Source organism: Marinomonas polaris DSM 16579 (genome assembly GCF_900129155.1).
Lineage (GTDB): Bacteria > Pseudomonadota > Gammaproteobacteria > Pseudomonadales > Marinomonadaceae > Marinomonas > Marinomonas polaris.
In genome coordinates this window covers 82,038-98,969 of sequence record NZ_FQVF01000008.1, presented here as the reverse complement: position 1 = coordinate 98,969, position 16,932 = coordinate 82,038, and the positions used below count along the sequence as shown (strand labels likewise).

Below are 16,932 nucleotides of genomic sequence, written 5' to 3'. Positions count from 1 at the left end.
AAAGCAATATCAAGTCCAGACTTTTATTTAGAGAACTAACCATTACAGTCATAACATTTCCCTTAAAGCTAGACAGGCTCTAGGATGAAAAGCACACACTAAATAGCGAAAAACATCATAAAAGAACATTTTTAGTTGCATATCCGCATCGAAATTCGGAAAATCCCGCCCCTATTCGGAGTTTTGCTTATCAGCATTCATTCATGCTGGTGAAGTGGGAAGCATTGGTATGGGTAAAAAAACCAGCTCCGATCGCTGTTTATATATTTTGCTTTCAATTATTTAGAGATAACTATGACAAATAAAACATCTATCCAAGGCTCGTGGGCGAGTCGATGGATATTCATTTTAGCGGCAACAGGTTCCGCTGTAGGCTTAGGCAACATATGGAAATTCCCTTACATCACTGGAGAAAACGGTGGTGGGGCATTTGTTCTTGTTTATTTGGTTTGCATCTTGCTAGTCGGCATTCCAATCATGATGGCTGAAGTGTTTATTGGTCGTCGTGCGCGCAAAAACCCTATAGACGCTTTAAGTGACGTCGCTGAAGAATCTGGAAGCTCCAAATCTTGGGGGTTAATCGGTTTAATGGGAATGCTGTCTGGCGTTCTTATCTTTTCATTTTATTCTGTTGTTGGTGGCTGGGTACTTTATTACATTAAAGTAATGCTAACAGGTGAAATGAATGGCATTTCCTCTGATGATGCTGGTGCAGCCTTCGGCGCGCTCCTTGCTGACCCAGCAACACTTTTAGCTTGGCATACACTGTTCAGCATTATGACGGTAGTTGTGGTTGCTGCGGGTATCAATAAAGGCATTGAAACTGCGACTCGCATTATGATGCCAGCCTTGTTTGTACTGCTAATTATCCTACTTGGATATGCGATGACCACTGGCGGTTTTGCGCAAGGTTGGAATTTCATGTTCGAGTTTGACTTCAGCAAGTTAACCTGGAACGCAGCTTTGATTGCATTAGGCCATTCGTTCTTTACCCTATCTTTGGGTATGGGCACCATCATGGCTTATGGCTCTTACATGACCAAAGATGCGTCCATCGGTAAGACTGTATTGGCTATCGGTGCACTGGATACGCTGGTCGCTTTGGTTGCTGGCTTAGCTATCTTCCCAATCATCTTCTCTAACGGTATGGATCCTGCGGCTGGTCCGGGCTTGATGTTTATTTCTTTGCCAGTTGCCTTTGGTCAAATGCCTTTCGGTCAGTTGTTTGGTGTTTTATTCTTTGTCTTAGTCGGCGTAGCCGCATGGACCTCTGCGATTTCCTTGCTAGAACCTACGGTTGCCTTCTTGGTTGAGCGCTTCAAAATGAAGCGTATCACAGCGTCTATTGGCTTAGGCATCGTGGTGTGGGGATTAGGCATTGCATGTCTAGGTTCATTCAGCTTTATGTCTGATGTAACCTTCTTCGGCAAAAATACTTTCGATTTCTTAGACTACATTACAGCAAACATCATGCTGCCATTAGGCGGAATTTTCATTGCACTGTTTGCAGGCTGGATCGTTAAGAACAAGTTTGCAAAAGACGAACTAAACTTGTCTGACACTGTATTTAAACTATGGAATTTTTCGATGAAGTTCACCGCGCCAATCGCGGTTGCTGTTGTGCTGTACTTCTTGATAAATCCTATGAAATAACACTTAAATAGTTTAAGTATTATTAATCTAGCTTTAATACAGACACCGAACCCCACTAGCGTACTGTGCCGGTGGGGTTTCTTTTTATAGAGACTGAAAATCTATAGAGACTGAAAATCACATCGATCTTAACGCGTAATTTTCCCCTGCTGCTTGAATTGTCTTACTCAATTCAGACGCAACGTCAGCTTGTTGAACTTTATTCCAAACAATCTCATGAAAATAAAATGCTACGGTATTAATCGCAGGCTCTACGATTGCCACTAAACCACCTACTAACAAACTCCCCGTAATGAGATACGCAACAGAGAATGCTATTGAAAAATGCATAATTGCAAAAGTCATTGTTTTAGCCATGTTGAATCCCCTTCTTTCTTTAGTTTGATTAAAAGAAGAGTAAGTCAGACCAATCTATAAGAAAAATATATTATAGGTATAAATCTAATAGTTTTTTACTTTGAAATCTTCTCCATGAAATCAATCACACCTTCCAACGCCTCAGAGTAGACTTTAACCTTTCCAAGATCCGTTACATCAGAGTTATGAGCAGCCAACCAAAAACTCGCACCAATCACTGCAACTGGCAGCTGCCATTGCTGCATTTGATTAATCAACTCCTCCGCTTTATTGACCAATTCATTTTCACAAAAAACCAATACAGATTGGGCCTGAACACCTTCGACCAAGCTAGACCAATCGTTACTATGCTGTGTATTTGGAACGACACAACAAGACAAACCTTTGTCTAATAAAATAGCTGCAGCCATGAAGCACCAAAGGCTGCGCTGGGAAACTAATCCGGTAATCAACACCTTAGGCGCATTCTTCTGCTGCGTTTTAAAATTACTTACACGAGCGATTAAACACGACAGCACCACTGACTCACAAAACGCCAAGGCAGCACCTTTCCCCAACTGTTCGAAGCTTGGTAACAACCAATCTCGTATAGCGATTTCAGCAGGATATTGAGAAAAAATTTGCTGGTACATCTGCTCAATTTTATCTTCTTGAAAAGCCCTTGCCACTTTTACCAAGGACTCTTGCCATTCCAACCATTCGTTTGACGGAACAACACCATCGAACGTCGCGCCTTTCTCCAGCAAAGCTCGTACCTTACTGACCGCCACACCCTGTTGAATCCAGCGTAATATAGCTTCTACGCGCTGCACATCGTCTTGATCATATAATCGATGCCCCTTGTCAGTGCGCTTTGGCTTTAACAAGCCGTAACGTCGCTCCCAAGCTCTCAATGTGACGGAGTTCACCCCAGTTCTTAAGGATAACTCGCGAATGGGAAAATATTCAGAGCTGTCCAATAGCGCTAATTCATCTAAAGGCTCTTGGTTTTTTGCTTCCGCATTTTGATTTGACTGACTCATACATTTTTCCAATAAATCATCATTCATCTAAGGCAATAAACCCATTGTGACCTAAACTTCTATAACAACAAAAAACCAAACCACAAAAAAACTATACAAATATTTTTTTGTACAAGTAGTTGCTTTTCTTATACGATTTTCTATATTGTATAAGAAAAGCAACATAAACACTGGGAAAAATAAGATGAACACATTAACTACCGGTCAAATTCACACTCCAACCTTTGACATCGCCATTGTTGGCGCAGGTCTGGCTGGCAGCTTGTGTGCGCATTTGCTCTCCCAGTTAGGCCAATCCGTTTGCGTAATAGACAAAAGCCGCGGCAGTGGTGGTCGAGCTAGCAGCAAAAAACTAGAAGGCGACATCAGTTGTGATCTAGGTACACCTTATATTGTCGCCAAACACCCTGACACGCTCGACCTATTCAAACAGCTTACCAAAGAACATGTGGCAGCCCCATGGAAACAGCTTAGTAAAGCGGGCTCACAAGCCTTTGTTGGTGTACCAAAAATGAGCGCCATCACTCGTCACTGGGTTCAAAATGCCAGCTTCATTACTAGCACTCGTATTCACCATTTGGATCAGATAACACAACAAGGCGATGATCAGCCAAACTGGTTATTAAGAGATGATAAATATCAGCCTGTCGTGATTGCAAAAAAAACAATCATCGCAGCGCCAGCGCCACAAGCAGCTTCAATACTGTCTTCACACGAGAAACTAGCCGTGCTGCTACTGAGAGCAAATCAGGCTAGCACGTCTTATCAATCACAGTGGGCTATGTGGTTAGAAACAGAATCTTGCGATTTAAATGCACTGATTGAACCTAAAAACTCCCCAATCAAACGCATGATAAAAGACAACTACAAGCCAATGCGCCACAGTGAAAAAGTCGACCGTTGGGTCATCCATACGGATTCTAACTGGACGAAGCAACATCTAGATTCAGATAAAGAATGGATCACTCAAACTTTGCTGCAAGCTTTTGCCGAAATAACCGAACACAGGATTTTAAAACATAGCGAGCCGCATCGTTGGTTTTTCAGCCGATTTGCCGAAAATAAAGGTAATAATCCCTTTGCTTGGTCTCCTGAGCACAATGTAGGACTAATCGGTGACTGGTTATGCCAAGGCGATGCAGAAGGCGCATTACTCAGCGCAATGTCTCTCATTAATCATATTAAAGATTCAAAATAGAACAATGACGTTGTCCATTGGAGGACTCATCTATGCCGCATTCTCAACCATCACCAGATCAGCTAACACATAAGATTCCTGTCGGAATTAGCGCCTGTTTATTAGGTGAAAACGTACGCTACAACGGTGGACACAGTCATTCCGATTATTGTGACAAAGTACTAAGCCATTATTTTGATTATCAAAAATTCTGCCCTGAAGTTGCTGCTGGATTTGGTACGCCTCGCCCAACACTTCGCTTAGAAGGCAATCCAGACGAACCAAGAATGGTCTTCAGCAAAAATTCTGAAGAAGATGTTTCTGAGGTATTCATGGCGGCATCTAACAAATATTTGGAAAATTTATCGCATTTGGATGGCTACATCTTGATGAAAAAATCTCCAAGCTGCGGTATGGAACGTATCAAGGTTTATCAAGAAAATGGTCATCCTCACATGCAAAGAAGTGCAGGTCTTTTTACAAAAGCACTGCAACAGCGCTATCCATTATTGCCAGTGGAAGAAGATGGTCGTTTGAATGACCCAGCGTTACGAGAGAATTTTTTATTACGCGTTTTTACCCATCACGATTTTCGTCACAGTATGGGCGAAGACGCTCGGATGAAAGACCTTATTGCTTTCCATAGCCGTTATAAATATATGGTCATGGCGCATTCTCAACCGATTTATCGCAAACTAGGACGTATGCTTTCAGGTAATGATCCAAGACCTTTTAACGAATTAAAAACAGCGTACTTTGAAACCTTGATGACAACACTCTCAAAACCAGCAGAGCGTAAAAATCATTGCAATGTACTCATGCATCTTGTGGGTTATTTAAAGCACGCTGTGGATGTGTCCGTTCGAAAAGATATTTTGGATGTGGTTGAGCAGTACCGCCGTGGCGAAGTTAATCTTGCCACACCTGTCACCTTGCTCCATCACTATCTAAAACATTACGGCAGTGAATACATCAACGAGCAAAGCTATTTCATTCCATATCCATCGCCTCTTGGCATCCGTAATACGGTTTAAGGTAACGCAGTAGAATGAAGATTACACATCTGGTTTGGTTAAGAAACGACCTTCGCTGTCTAGATAATCCAGCTCTTTATTTTGCTTCTTTAGAAGCGAATTCAGTTAAAGAAGGCATTGCCGTTATTATTACTCCCACACCAGCACAGTGGGTACAACATAACGAATCAGACGCTAAAACAGGGCTTCGTGCTGGACTAATCAAAAACTTAGCAAAGACGCTGGCAACTCTTGGCATTCCACTGCATATCCTTGAGGCTAAGACCTTTGATCAGCTTCCGGATATAATCACAGAATATTGTCTCAGTAATAATATCAAACACCTTTGGTTTAACCGCGATCTGCCTATTCACGAGCAACAGCGCGATAAAGCAGTATGCGAGCAATTGCAAAAACACCAAATTAGTGCTCATGTTAAGGCGACAGATATTATTGTTCCCCAAGATGTACTTAGCCAGCAAGGCACACCATTTAAGGTCTTCACGCCCTTCTTTAATCGATGGGTCGGCATGCTTGCTCAGCAAGATATAACGCCCCTACCAGCGCCTGAGAAACAGGCTGAAGCGTTGCCAGAACCCAATTTGGATCTGACATGGGAGAAACCATTTCGAGACGATTTATGGCCTGCCGATCACGACACAGCCAAACAAAAACTTTGGCAGTTCTGTCACCACAAAGAACACCATTACCAAGAAGGCAGAGACTATCCGATTGAACCTGCCACCAGCACTTTATCACCCTATCTTGCACTTGGAGCTTTGGGCCCAAGACAATGCTTGGAAGCGATTTTCTACACGTGTAATCAAGAGGAAAGACGTTGGCAAGACAGTATTTGGTTAAAGGAACTCGCATGGCGCGACTTCTACCGTCAACTGATGTTACATTTTCCTTTTCTTTGTAAAAGCCAGCCGTTTAAAACAGAAACAAACGCGTTGATTTGGCGACAAAATGAAGAAGAGTTTCAGGCATGGTGCGAAGGTAGAACAGGTTTTCCTATTGTTGATGCCGCTATGCGTCAGCTTAACCAAACCGGTTGGATGCACAACCGCTTAAGAATGGTGGCAGCTAGCTTCTTTACCAAACTTATGTTTGCAGACTGGCGCAGAGGCGAAGCCTATTTTATGAGCAAATTGATCGATGGTGAATTCGCTGCAAACAATGGCGGCTGGCAATGGAGCGCATCAACAGGATGTGATGCTGCGCCCTACTTCCGTGTTTTCAATCCAACCAGACAATCGCAAACCTATGATAAGAACGGTGATTTCATTCGACGTTTTGTGCCTGAAATCGCCAAGCTAGATGCAAAGTCCATTCATGATCCAAAACCGGAACAAAGAAAACAATGCCATTACCCAAAGCCAATTATCGACTATAAACCTGCAAGATTAGCGGCTATCGAGGCATTTGATGAATTAAAAGGACGTTAAGCTAAGTGTGTTTTTCTAGTAACCATTTCAAGCATGTTGGCAAAACAGAAAAATACACCTATACTTTGAGCTGTAACATTTCTCAAACTAAGTTTTTACAGATCAAAACAAAATCATACAATCCGTAAAATTTTTTGGATTAATTAATTGCTATGCCTGATTCACCACAACACTTACACGATGTTCTTGTCCACTTACGACGTATTATCCGTGCTACAGATCTACAATCTAAGCGCGTTGTAAAGGCCTGTGGATTAACAATCCCTCAAATCATGGTGCTTCGCTCTATTGAAGAACTGGGCGATGTGACTGTACGAAAAATCTCTGACAGTGTGTCCCTCAGTCAAGCGACTGTGACGACCATACTTAACCGCCTAGAAGATAGGAAATACGTGGAGCGTGTTAGAGCTCAGAAAGACAAACGTATCGTTAATGCTCGCTTAACTTCCTCAGGCATGGAAATACTAAAAACCACGCCACCGCTTCTGCATGAAAAATTCATCGATGAATTTGATTCTCTAGAAGGCTGGGAACAGACTCAAGTACTCTCTTCTTTACAGCGCATCGCCATGATGATGGACGCAGAGAATCTAGATGCTGCACCTTTACTGGATATCAATTCACCTGATGCGTTAGTTTAAAAGCGAACTCAACTAATCAAAATGGCCGCTAATTAGCGGCCATTTTGATTTAATGCAATACCATCAAACCATTATTTTAAATTCAGCACATCCTGCATATCATACATACCAGCTGACTTACCTTCCAACCAACCTGCTGCACGCACTGCACCTTTAGCAAAAGTCATACGGCTACTCGCCTTGTGAACAATCTCAATACGCTCACCTTCAGTAGCAAACCAAACACTGTGCTCTCCAACCACATCGCCAGCGCGAATGGTTTCAAAGCCAATTTCTTTTTGAGTACGAGCACCAGTTTGACCTTCACGACCATAGACAGCACATTCTTTTAAATTGCGCCCTAACGCTTCAGCAACCACTTCACCCATACGCAGTGCCGTACCAGAAGGAGAATCTACTTTGTGACGATGATGAGCTTCGACAATTTCCACATCATATTCATCGCCCAAAATCCTTGCAGCAGTAGCAAGCAGCTTAAGGGTTAAATTCACACCAACACTCATATTAGGAGCAAAAACAACCGAAGACTGCTGAGCAGCCTCGTTTAACTTCGCTTTTTCAGCGTCATTTAGACCAGTTGTTCCAACCACGATGGCTTTTTTGTGTTTAGCACAGAAAGCAGCATTTTCTAAAGTTAACGAGGGAGTTGTGAAATCAATCAAAACATCAAAATCATTTACACAATCAGCTAATGAAGCAACGGCTGCAACACCCAACTTACCAACACCAGCAATCTCACCTGCATCTGCACCAATCAAGCTACTACCAGGCTTCAAAATAGCCGCGCCTAAGGATACACCTTCGGCATCATGAATGGCGGTGATTAGATTTTTTCCCATGCGCCCTGATGCGCCAATGACTGCTACTCGCATTTATCTACTTCCTCAATTTTGTCTGCGCAAACCATAACAAAAATTCACTTGAATCTCAGCATTAAAAATCAATAAGACCTACTGCAAAGTATAAAAAAGGAGCCGAGGCTCCTTTTTTATACTAATAGGCAAGTTGATTAAAATATTTCGTTTGGTTTCAGCTCATCAACCATATTTCGATCAAATTCAATAACACCATCTGACGGTATCTCGTCTACCGTATTACGCATTTTCGGGCGAGATGTATCATTTTGCTTAATAATAATCTCTACACGTCGGTTAGTCGCACGATGCGCAGGCGTATCATTGGGCACCAGAGGACGTGTATCAGCATAACCAGTTACAGCAAATCGACCTTGATCAAGTTGCCCGGTAGAAAATAGCTCCTCAGCCACAGAAATAGCTCGCGCCGATGACAATTGCCAATTCGAACGGAATCGACTACTTGCTATAGGAACATTATCAGTGTGCCCTTCTACCGAAATAGTACCTTGAATTCCAACAAGTACATCACGAATCAAGTCAATAACCGGAATGAAATCATAATTTAATTCAGCAGAACCCGACTTAAATGACCCCTGATCCTTTATCCGAATAGTAATAGTCTGTTCTTGTGTTTCAATTTCCACCGTACCTTTTGAAATCTCTTCTCGCATCACAGAGGCTATCATTTGAGCATCGCCTTCTGTTTCTTGAATTTTCTTCTCTTTTTCAAGATCAGCTTTAGATTTATCGACAAAGGTTACTGGTGCAGGTGAACCTGAATTACTTTGCTCTTTTAGTTCTGCATCACCAGGCTTACAAATAACTTCAAGCGTATTTTCAGGTGTACTGTCTGCTTTTTGTTTAACTTCATTAATTGGTGTCGGTTCAGGACGACCAGGGCTAAACTCCTGTGCAATCACAGAGGTTCCCATAGGAATAGATTCCGCTTCAACTTCACGCTGTACACCAAATGCCACTTTCAATGATCCTGCAAGTTGCTTAAATTTCAAAACATCCATTTCAGCGAATGACAGCAAAAGTACAAAGAAACACATCAACAAAGACATGAGATCCGCAAAAGTTCCCATGTAAGCAGGTAAACCCTCTACACATTCGGGGCAATCTGACTCTTCTTCATCACTCATTATCGAATCCGTTTACAACTAAAATATTATTCACGCTCAATTCGCTTACCTTCTGCTATGTAAGTCTTCAGTGCGCCATCCAAAATACGAGGGTTCTGACCAGACTGGATAGCAAGCAAGGCATCCAAAATCAACTTCTGACAGGTTAATTCTTCATCAGCACGAATATTCAACTTCGCCTGTATAGGTAAACACACCATGTTGGCTAGCATGGCGCCATAAAGAGTGGTCAACAAGGCAACAGCCATTGCAGGGCCGATTGCTTTTGGGTCTGACATGTTTGCCAACATCTGCACCAATCCAACCAATGTTCCTATCATCCCCATCGCAGGACCCACATCACCAAAAGCTTTAAATACTTTCGCTCCAGCACTATGCCGGTAATAAGATTGGTTCATATCTTTAGATAGTTGACTTCTCACAACATTACCGTCGTGACCATCCACCAGCATTTGAATGCCTTTTGATAAAAATGGATGACTTACTTCTTTACCTTCTAACGAAAGCAAACCACCTTTACGCGCTTCATCAGCTAAACCGTAGATTTCATCGATCAATGTGTCTAACGGAATGCTTTTAAACATAAAGGCTTTTGCCGCAATTTTGCCTGCGCTAAGAAATTGACTTAAAGGATATTGCATCAAAACAACAAAGGTAGAACCAACTAATACAATCAGCGTTGACGCAGTGTCGATGAACATCCCTGCTGACCCACCGACAAAAATAGCGGCAATAATTACTATAAAAGATCCAACAAGTCCTATTAACGTTGCGATATCCACACACGTCTCCTAACAAAAAAGCTATAATACTACCGATACATTTTAATGATTCTATACGAAACAAAGCGGAAGAATGACATCTTCTTACATGATTTTTGTAATTTTCGTTAACACGTCCTCGAACAGTAGGTCATTTTCTGTTACAAAACGTAGGTTCAAACAAGAGTAATCATCATGTCTAGAAAAACCAATGTCCGTCATTTTGAAGAAAACCTCAGCGAATTAGATACGCTAGTCACTCAGCTTGAGTCTAATCAGCTTTCTCTTGAAGAGGCACTAAAAGCCTTTGAAAAAGGTGTTAAACTTAGTCAAGAATGTCAGTCTGTTCTCACCCAAGCTGAGCAAAAAGTTCAAATACTGTTGGAAAAACAAGATGGTGAGCACCTAGAAACTTTTGACCCGGAATTAAATTCGTGACTTTAGACGATTTTTCTCAATATGCTCGCCTTAGAGTTGATGACTACCTTACACACAGTTTAGGCCAATACGAACCCGCTACTCATCTACAAAGTGCCATGGCATATAGCCTATTCAATGGTGGTAAACGCGTTCGCCCTATGTTGACCTATGCTGCCGCATCCTTATTTGGCGAAGCTAACAATCTTACTGACGCCAGTGCAGCGGCAATTGAATCGATCCATGCCTATTCCTTGATTCATGATGATTTACCTGCCATGGATGACGACGATCTACGTCGCGGCAAACCCACTTGCCACATACAGTTCGATGAAGCGACAGCCATACTTGCTGGTGATGCACTGCAGACTTTTGCCTTTGAATTATTGAGTGACTCGAAACATCAAAACACTAAAGTGCAACTACAATTGATTCAAGAACTTGTCCACGCTTCTGGTCGTCATGGTATGGTCACAGGGCAAATGATTGATTTGGCCAATGTTGGCAACAACATCAATATTGATGAACTTGAGCAAATGCACCAACATAAAACGGGCGCACTTATTCGAGCTAGTATTCGTATGGGAGCTATCAGTACTGGTGCAAAAAGCGAAGCAGATTTTGCTGCTCTAGATGCTTATGCCGTAGCAATTGGCCTAGCTTTTCAAGTTCAAGACGACATCATTGATATCACCAGTGATACAACAACGCTAGGCAAAACTCAGTTCTCGGATGAAGAGGCAAACAAACCAACTTATCCTAAGCTGCTTGGTTTAGCTGGTGCTCAAGCGCTAGCTCAAAGCCTACATAGCCAAGCCATTACAGCGATTTCGCCATTTGGTGACGCCGCTCAGCCTTTAGTTGAGCTTGCGAACTATATTATTGGTCGTAACCACTGATATACTTACCCGCTTTTTTTAGATTAATTAAATGTGACCAAACCTGTGCCGATGTTCGAAGAGATACCTACTGCGCGACCTGACACGCCGCTACTTGATGAAGTCAACTCACCAGCTGACTTACGCGCCTTTAAAAAAGAGCAATTGCCAGCTCTTGTCCGCGAATTACGAGAGTTCATGCTTTACAGTGTTGGACAAACTGGCGGTCATTTTGGCGCAGGTCTTGGTGTCGTAGAACTTACAGTTGCCCTGCATTATTTATACAACACACCAGAAGATCGCATTGTTTGGGATGTAGGTCATCAAGCCTACCCCCATAAAATTTTAACAGGTCGTCGTGAGGCTTTGCTCAACATTCGTCAAGAAAACGGTATATCCGGTTTCCCAAAACGCGATGAAAGTGAATACGATACTTTTGGTGTTGGTCATTCGAGTACGTCAATTGGTGCTGCGCTGGGTATGTCTCTTGCTGCACGACAACTAAAAACTGGCCGCAAAGCTGTTGCTATCATTGGCGACGGCGCTATGTCTGCTGGCATGTCATTCGAGGCACTTAATCACGCAGGTGATGTTAAAGCTGATATGTTGGTCATTTTAAATGACAACGAAATGTCCATATCAAAACCAGTTGGCGCGCTATCCAGTTATTTTGCTCGCATTTGGGCTAGCAAGACCTACGACAATATTAGAGAAGGTGGTAGAAAAGTCTTTTCAGGCTTACCCTCTGCATTAGAACTCGCTCGTAAAGCCGAAGAACATATGAAAGGTATGGTATCGCCAGGGATGATGTTTGAAGAGTTAGGTTTTAACTATATAGGGCCAATTGATGGTCACGATATGGATCACTTATTAACCACTATATCTAACTTAAAAGATCGAAAAGGTCCTCAATTCCTTCATGTCATCACAAAAAAAGGTAAAGGCTTTGAGCCAGCTGAAGGTGATCCAATTGGCTATCACGCTATTAATAAAATCGAACCGGATCCAAAACCTAACGTAGAAAAAAGCAAACTGCCAAAATACTGCAATGTCTTTGGTAAATGGGTATGTGATGCGGCAGAACAAGACGATAAGCTTGTCGCAATTACTCCTGCAATGAAAGAAGGCTCAGATCTAATTGATTTTGCTGATCGCTTTCCAGAAAGATACTTTGACGTTGCTATCGCAGAACAACATGCAGTGACATTAGCTGCTGGAATGGCATGCGATGGCGTTAAACCCGTTGTTGCGATTTACTCGACCTTCCTACAACGTGCTTACGATCAGCTTATTCACGATGTGGCTCTACAAAACCTTGATGTCTTGTTTGCCATTGATCGAGCAGGTTTAGTCGGCGAAGACGGTCCCACTCATGCTGGTGTTTACGATTTAAGCTATCTTCGTTGTATTCCAAACATGGTTGTTATGGCTCCGTCAGACGAAGACGAATGCCGTAAAATGCTACAAACTGGCTATGAATACAAAGGCCCAGCTGCAGTACGTTATCCGCGAGGAACAGGCCAAGGCGTCGACATTGAATCAACACTGAGCACACTTAAAATAGGTAAGTCTCGTACGCTACGAACAGGGCAATCAGGTATTGTTATATGTGGTTTTGGTCGCCCTACTTACGATGCACTAAAAGCAGCGAATACATTAGACGCAACCTTGCTCGACATGCGCTTTGTTAAACCGATCGATGAAGAAGCGTTACTTACTCATCGTGATGCAAAGCTCATCGTCACCGTTGAAGAAAATGCCATCATGGGCGGAGCTGGATCAGCAGTTAGTGAGTTCCTAATTGCGAATAACATAAACATTCCAACGCTTCACCTTGGTCTTCCAGATCAATATGAAGAACATGCTAGCCATGCTTCCATGCTAAAACGCGTAGGACTGGATGCAGATGGTATTCAGAAATCCATCGAGTTAAAACTGACCCATTTGTAATCACAAGCCATTAAAAATAAGGCCAGATTAATTCTGGCCTTATTTTTTAGTCTGTGGAGGCATTTAGTCAGCCATTTATAATCTCGACTACTTATAATCCTGACACGACATCACAATTTTTTTAGAAAGTGTCATAGCGCTATGACTTGTGTGATAAGCCGCTTCATTAATAAATAATGGATACGCGGTATAATCCCCCTGCCAAGTAATCTTTTCTCCAGCAAACGTTTCCATTACCACCTGACCAGGCTCTATTGGCTGAAAGTCTTTCTGATCAACCAGACTAGATACCAAACCTTCTCTTTGTCCATTTTCGTTAACTGGCAAATGTAGATTTTCAGAATATTGAAATGCATCATATTCATCTGGTATTTCTAAAGCTGTGCCGCTATTACAAAGCTCAACAAAGTCCAAAATATGCTTCGTCATTTCCTCCATTAAACCCAGGGTTTCTTGTTGAAGCACTGAATTTGGTTGGGGCCCTACTTCGACAGTTACACCTTGCTGAGCCACAGTAAGTAAGAAGTTCTGCTTTTCCTCCGGCACATTATCTTGAAAATAGATATTGGCGTGTGGCATCCGATGCTTTACATAACCACCTAACAAAACAGTGAAGGCATTTTTACGTTGTAACATCAAACAAGCTCCCATATTTGATGTTGTATTATGTAAATCAATCAAAAACTCGTAGGGGGAATTACCTTTAGGACCAAACTCAATATTAATTTTTTTAGCCAATAACGCTTCGTACCCTGTCTTATCCATATCATCAAGGCCAACACCAAACTCACGATTCAGATCTGTTTCAATATAACGAACGGATTGCTCACAGGCTCTTGGATTAACAATACGAGCGGTAATATCCAATGTATCCCATTGCTTCAATGTTTGTTGAGCCAACCATTTTTTCACCAAATAAATACCGGATAATTCATTTCCATGAGTGCCACCAATTAAGGCAATACGCTGCATTTTTTTCATATTCACTTATATCTCCAAAACGCCGCACAACATCCATAGTGGCGGCGCCATTTAATTAAAACGTTATGACCAATTCGTATACTGAGCAAAAACAAGAAATATCCAACTAAGCACATAAACCATTATAATGACCGGAAAAATAGTCTTAACCCATTCAGAAAAGCCCACTCGTGCTAATGCCAGCATGGCTAAAGTGCCGCCAGACGTTGGAATGATTAAATTGGTAATACCATCACCAACCTGAAAAGCGAGAATCATTACTTGGCGACTAATACCCACCAAATCAGCAAGAGGAATGAGAATCGGCATAGTCACTAAAGCTTGACCTGAACCACTTGGGATAAATAAGTTGATTATTCCTTGAATCACACTGATGGTGACTGCAATAAGCGCATCCGGCATGAAATCGATCAGCAAATTTAAGGTGTGCACAATAGTATAAATAATTTGCCCATCTTCAAGTACGACCTTGATTGATGCTGCCAAGCCAATAACCAAAGCACCAGCAGTCACTTTCGAAGCCCCGTCAATCATATGTTTTACATATTGATTCGCCCCGATTCGACAAATAGCAGCAATGACAATAGACATAACGATAAAGACAGCAGTGATTTCTTTAATATACCAACTACGGCCTAATACGCCCGTTCCAGCGAGATAGGAACACCCAGCAATAACTACAATACCTGCTAAAAAAACCAACATAACGCAGACATCACGAGAGTTCATACGATAGTCAGAAAGCTGTTTGGACAGTTGATCCGATGTAGATTCTTCTGCTTTAGCTTTTGGCGCAACAAATTTAGTGATGTACCAAGCCAATAGACTTAGAGACAAAAAGGTCAGAATACACCGCAACAAAGCACCAGAAAAAATAGGTAAGCCCGCAATACTTTGAGATACACCGACGGTATAAGGATTAATAGGAGAGAGAGCAAAACCGATACCGATACCGCCTATCGCAATACAGGCGCCAACAAGGTTTTTATAGCCTAGCGCACTGGATACCAACAAAGCCACCGGCACCAAAGCAATGTTATTTTCAAAACCAACAGCGATACCAAACACACCATATAAATAGGTCGATAACCAAATAAGTAAATTACCGCGCTTAAGTCCTATACGCTTAACCGATGTTCCGACAAAATTTTCCAGTGCATTAGTACGATATAAAATATTAAAGAGACCGCCAGCAATAAATACAATAAACAGATACTGCGCAGATTGAATTAGCCCTTGTGGTATAGCTACAAAAATATCAAAGACATTATTCACCACTGAAGCAAGAGTGTTACTGCTAGTATCCTCAGCTAAGTAATGAAACGATCCCGCAACCACGCGTTGCCGACCATCAACTTTTTCCAGGTCATAAGCTCCTTTTGGCACTATCCAAGAAAGCGCACTGGCCACCAATAAAATATAAAATATCAGCACCATTGGATCTGGCATTCTTAAATACCAAGCCCGCTTATCTTTTATCTGACTCGAATAGCTTTTATCTTCATTAATATCCGGCACAATAGTTCCCCACATTTTGTTTTTTATATCCGCATTTTTTGCGAACTTATGAATAATGAGCTCAATTAAGAATAAATATTTCACATATAAGCTATTCGAACAATAGCCATTTATGTATAGTTATATTCGAAAAAACTATGAGCTATAGCGATGCAATACAAACAACTTCAAGCATTTTTAGCTGTTATTGAGAAAGGCTCTTTCTCTCAAGCAGCCATGACACTGCAAGTATCTCAGCCATCAATAAGTCGACTTATCAAAGACTTACAGGACAGTATTGGCTTTGAATTATTCCAAAAACAAAAAGGAAGAATGATTCCAACAGCCGAAGCCATGGCTTTTTACGAAGAAGTAAAAGGTGTTGTTCATGGCATTCATCATCTAGAAAATTTTGCAGAAAATTTAAAGCAGTCGACCCATGGAAACCTGACAATTGGCTCAACTCCTGCGCTAGCAACTCAATTAACTCCGACTTTAATACGTCATTTTGTCGACGAAAATCCAGATGTTCACATCAGTTTATTAACAGACAGTGTTGATCAACTAATGAGAGGGTTAAGGCATGCCAAATACGATCTAATTCTTACGAATCATGCAGACTATCATTCGGGTTTTATTGAAGAACCGTTAATTGATGTTGATTGGGTATGTGTTCTACCAGAAAGCCATCCTTTGGCACAAAAAGATGTGATAACGCCTACAGATTTAAATGGCGAAAACCTTCTAAAGTTGATTGATGAAGATGGTATGGAATGGCACAGCCATAAAAGTTTGTTGAAAGAACATAACATTAAAATCCGTTCACAGTTTTCCACTCAGCGTTCTCTTTCAGGATATGGAATGGTAGCAGCTGGACTCTGTATTGCGCTCTTAGATCCCTTTAACGCTAGCATGTGGACCGGACTAAATGTGGTAACTCGGCCTTTTAGACCACAATTAAAATATCGCTATACTATGTATTATTCTGCGGACCATATTCGTAGTAAATTATCGAGAGAGTTTTCGGCTTGTGCAAAACGCAACATAAAAAAAATGCCTCTATATAAAAGCATTAGATAAACTCACTTATGACATTAAAATCAAACATAGCGCTAAAAAATCTAGCGCTATGTTT

16 protein-coding genes are annotated in these 16,932 nt (G+C 41.7%); 9 read left to right on the top strand and 7 right to left on the bottom strand.

The window, feature by feature from the left end:
* The first annotated feature begins 294 nt into the window (after positions 1-294).
* Positions 295-1,653, top strand: a complete 1,359-nt coding sequence (locus BUA59_RS09985) for a sodium-dependent transporter (RefSeq protein ID WP_072839562.1) — start codon at positions 295-297, stop codon at positions 1,651-1,653.
* Positions 1,654-1,770: 117 nt separating this feature from the next.
* Here the strand turns inward: BUA59_RS09985 and BUA59_RS09980 are convergent, their stop codons facing one another.
* Both BUA59_RS09980 and BUA59_RS09975 read right to left on the bottom strand, forming a co-directional pair.
* Positions 1,771-2,010 carry a DUF2061 domain-containing protein gene (locus BUA59_RS09980; protein WP_072839561.1) on the bottom strand — a complete coding sequence of 80 codons (240 nt, stop codon included), beginning with the start codon at positions 2,008-2,010 and terminating at the stop codon, positions 1,771-1,773.
* Between the two features lie 95 nt (positions 2,011-2,105).
* Positions 2,106-3,032 (bottom strand): MerR family transcriptional regulator, encoded by a 927-nt coding sequence (locus BUA59_RS09975; RefSeq protein WP_245813122.1) that lies wholly within the window; start codon positions 3,030-3,032, stop codon positions 2,106-2,108.
* Between the two features lie 184 nt (positions 3,033-3,216).
* On the opposite strand from BUA59_RS09975, the gene BUA59_RS09970 reads away from it, so the two are divergent.
* The 4 genes from BUA59_RS09970 to BUA59_RS09955 all read left to right on the top strand — a co-directional run bounded on the left by BUA59_RS09970 (position 3,217) and on the right by BUA59_RS09955 (position 7,311).
* Positions 3,217-4,230, top strand: a complete 1,014-nt coding sequence (locus tag BUA59_RS09970) for an NAD(P)/FAD-dependent oxidoreductase (RefSeq protein ID WP_072839559.1) — start codon at positions 3,217-3,219, stop codon at positions 4,228-4,230.
* Between the two features lie 32 nt (positions 4,231-4,262).
* Positions 4,263-5,243, top strand: a complete 981-nt coding sequence (locus BUA59_RS09965) for a YbgA family protein (RefSeq protein ID WP_072839558.1) — start codon at positions 4,263-4,265, stop codon at positions 5,241-5,243.
* Between the two features lie 14 nt (positions 5,244-5,257).
* On the top strand, positions 5,258-6,670 hold the full coding sequence (gene phrB, locus BUA59_RS09960) for a deoxyribodipyrimidine photo-lyase (RefSeq protein ID WP_072839557.1): 1,413 nt from the start codon (positions 5,258-5,260) through the stop codon (positions 6,668-6,670).
* A gap of 152 nt (positions 6,671-6,822) precedes the next feature.
* Entirely contained in the window at positions 6,823-7,311 is a 489-nt protein-coding gene (locus BUA59_RS09955) for a MarR family winged helix-turn-helix transcriptional regulator (RefSeq protein ID WP_072839556.1), read from the top strand.
* A gap of 71 nt (positions 7,312-7,382) precedes the next feature.
* On the opposite strand, the gene dapB is transcribed toward BUA59_RS09955, so the two are convergent.
* From dapB to pomA, 3 genes are all read right to left on the bottom strand, one after another.
* Positions 7,383-8,183, bottom strand: a complete 801-nt coding sequence (gene dapB / locus BUA59_RS09950; RefSeq protein WP_072839555.1) for a 4-hydroxy-tetrahydrodipicolinate reductase — start codon at positions 8,181-8,183, stop codon at positions 7,383-7,385.
* A 137-nt stretch (positions 8,184-8,320) separates the two neighbouring features.
* Positions 8,321-9,313, bottom strand: a complete 993-nt coding sequence (locus BUA59_RS09945; RefSeq protein WP_072839554.1) for a flagellar motor protein MotB — start codon at positions 9,311-9,313, stop codon at positions 8,321-8,323.
* A 26-nt stretch (positions 9,314-9,339) separates the two neighbouring features.
* A complete protein-coding gene (pomA, locus tag BUA59_RS09940) occupies positions 9,340-10,095 on the bottom strand; it encodes a flagellar motor protein PomA (protein WP_072839553.1) in 756 nt (251 codons plus the stop codon).
* 174 nt (positions 10,096-10,269) lie between these two features.
* Here pomA and BUA59_RS09935 point away from each other — a divergent pair, with 174 nt between their 5' ends.
* From BUA59_RS09935 to dxs, 3 genes are read left to right on the top strand one after another with little or no spacing between them, the layout of a single operon-like run.
* Positions 10,270-10,512 (top strand): exodeoxyribonuclease VII small subunit, encoded by a 243-nt coding sequence (locus BUA59_RS09935; protein ID WP_072839552.1) that lies wholly within the window; start codon positions 10,270-10,272, stop codon positions 10,510-10,512.
* Positions 10,509-11,390, top strand: coding sequence for a (2E,6E)-farnesyl diphosphate synthase (gene ispA / locus BUA59_RS09930; RefSeq protein WP_072839551.1), 882 nt, complete (start codon positions 10,509-10,511; stop codon positions 11,388-11,390). Before BUA59_RS09935 ends, ispA begins: the two co-directional genes overlap by 4 nt.
* Positions 11,391-11,441: 51 nt before the next feature.
* Positions 11,442-13,319 carry a 1-deoxy-D-xylulose-5-phosphate synthase gene (dxs, locus tag BUA59_RS09925; RefSeq protein WP_072839694.1) on the top strand — a complete coding sequence of 626 codons (1,878 nt, stop codon included), beginning with the start codon at positions 11,442-11,444 and terminating at the stop codon, positions 13,317-13,319.
* 87 nt (positions 13,320-13,406) lie between these two features.
* Here dxs and BUA59_RS09920 read toward each other — a convergent pair whose 3' ends face one another.
* Both BUA59_RS09920 and BUA59_RS09915 read right to left on the bottom strand, forming a co-directional pair.
* On the bottom strand, positions 13,407-14,300 hold the full coding sequence (locus tag BUA59_RS09920; protein ID WP_072839550.1) for an aspartoacylase: 894 nt from the start codon (positions 14,298-14,300) through the stop codon (positions 13,407-13,409).
* Positions 14,301-14,363: 63 nt separating this feature from the next.
* Entirely contained in the window at positions 14,364-15,818 is a 1,455-nt protein-coding gene (locus tag BUA59_RS09915; RefSeq protein ID WP_198432022.1) for a YfcC family protein, read from the bottom strand.
* 150 nt (positions 15,819-15,968) lie between these two features.
* Here BUA59_RS09915 and BUA59_RS09910 point away from each other — a divergent pair, with 150 nt between their 5' ends.
* Positions 15,969-16,877, top strand: coding sequence for a LysR family transcriptional regulator (locus BUA59_RS09910; protein WP_072839549.1), 909 nt, complete (start codon positions 15,969-15,971; stop codon positions 16,875-16,877).
* Positions 16,878-16,932 lie beyond the last annotated feature (55 nt).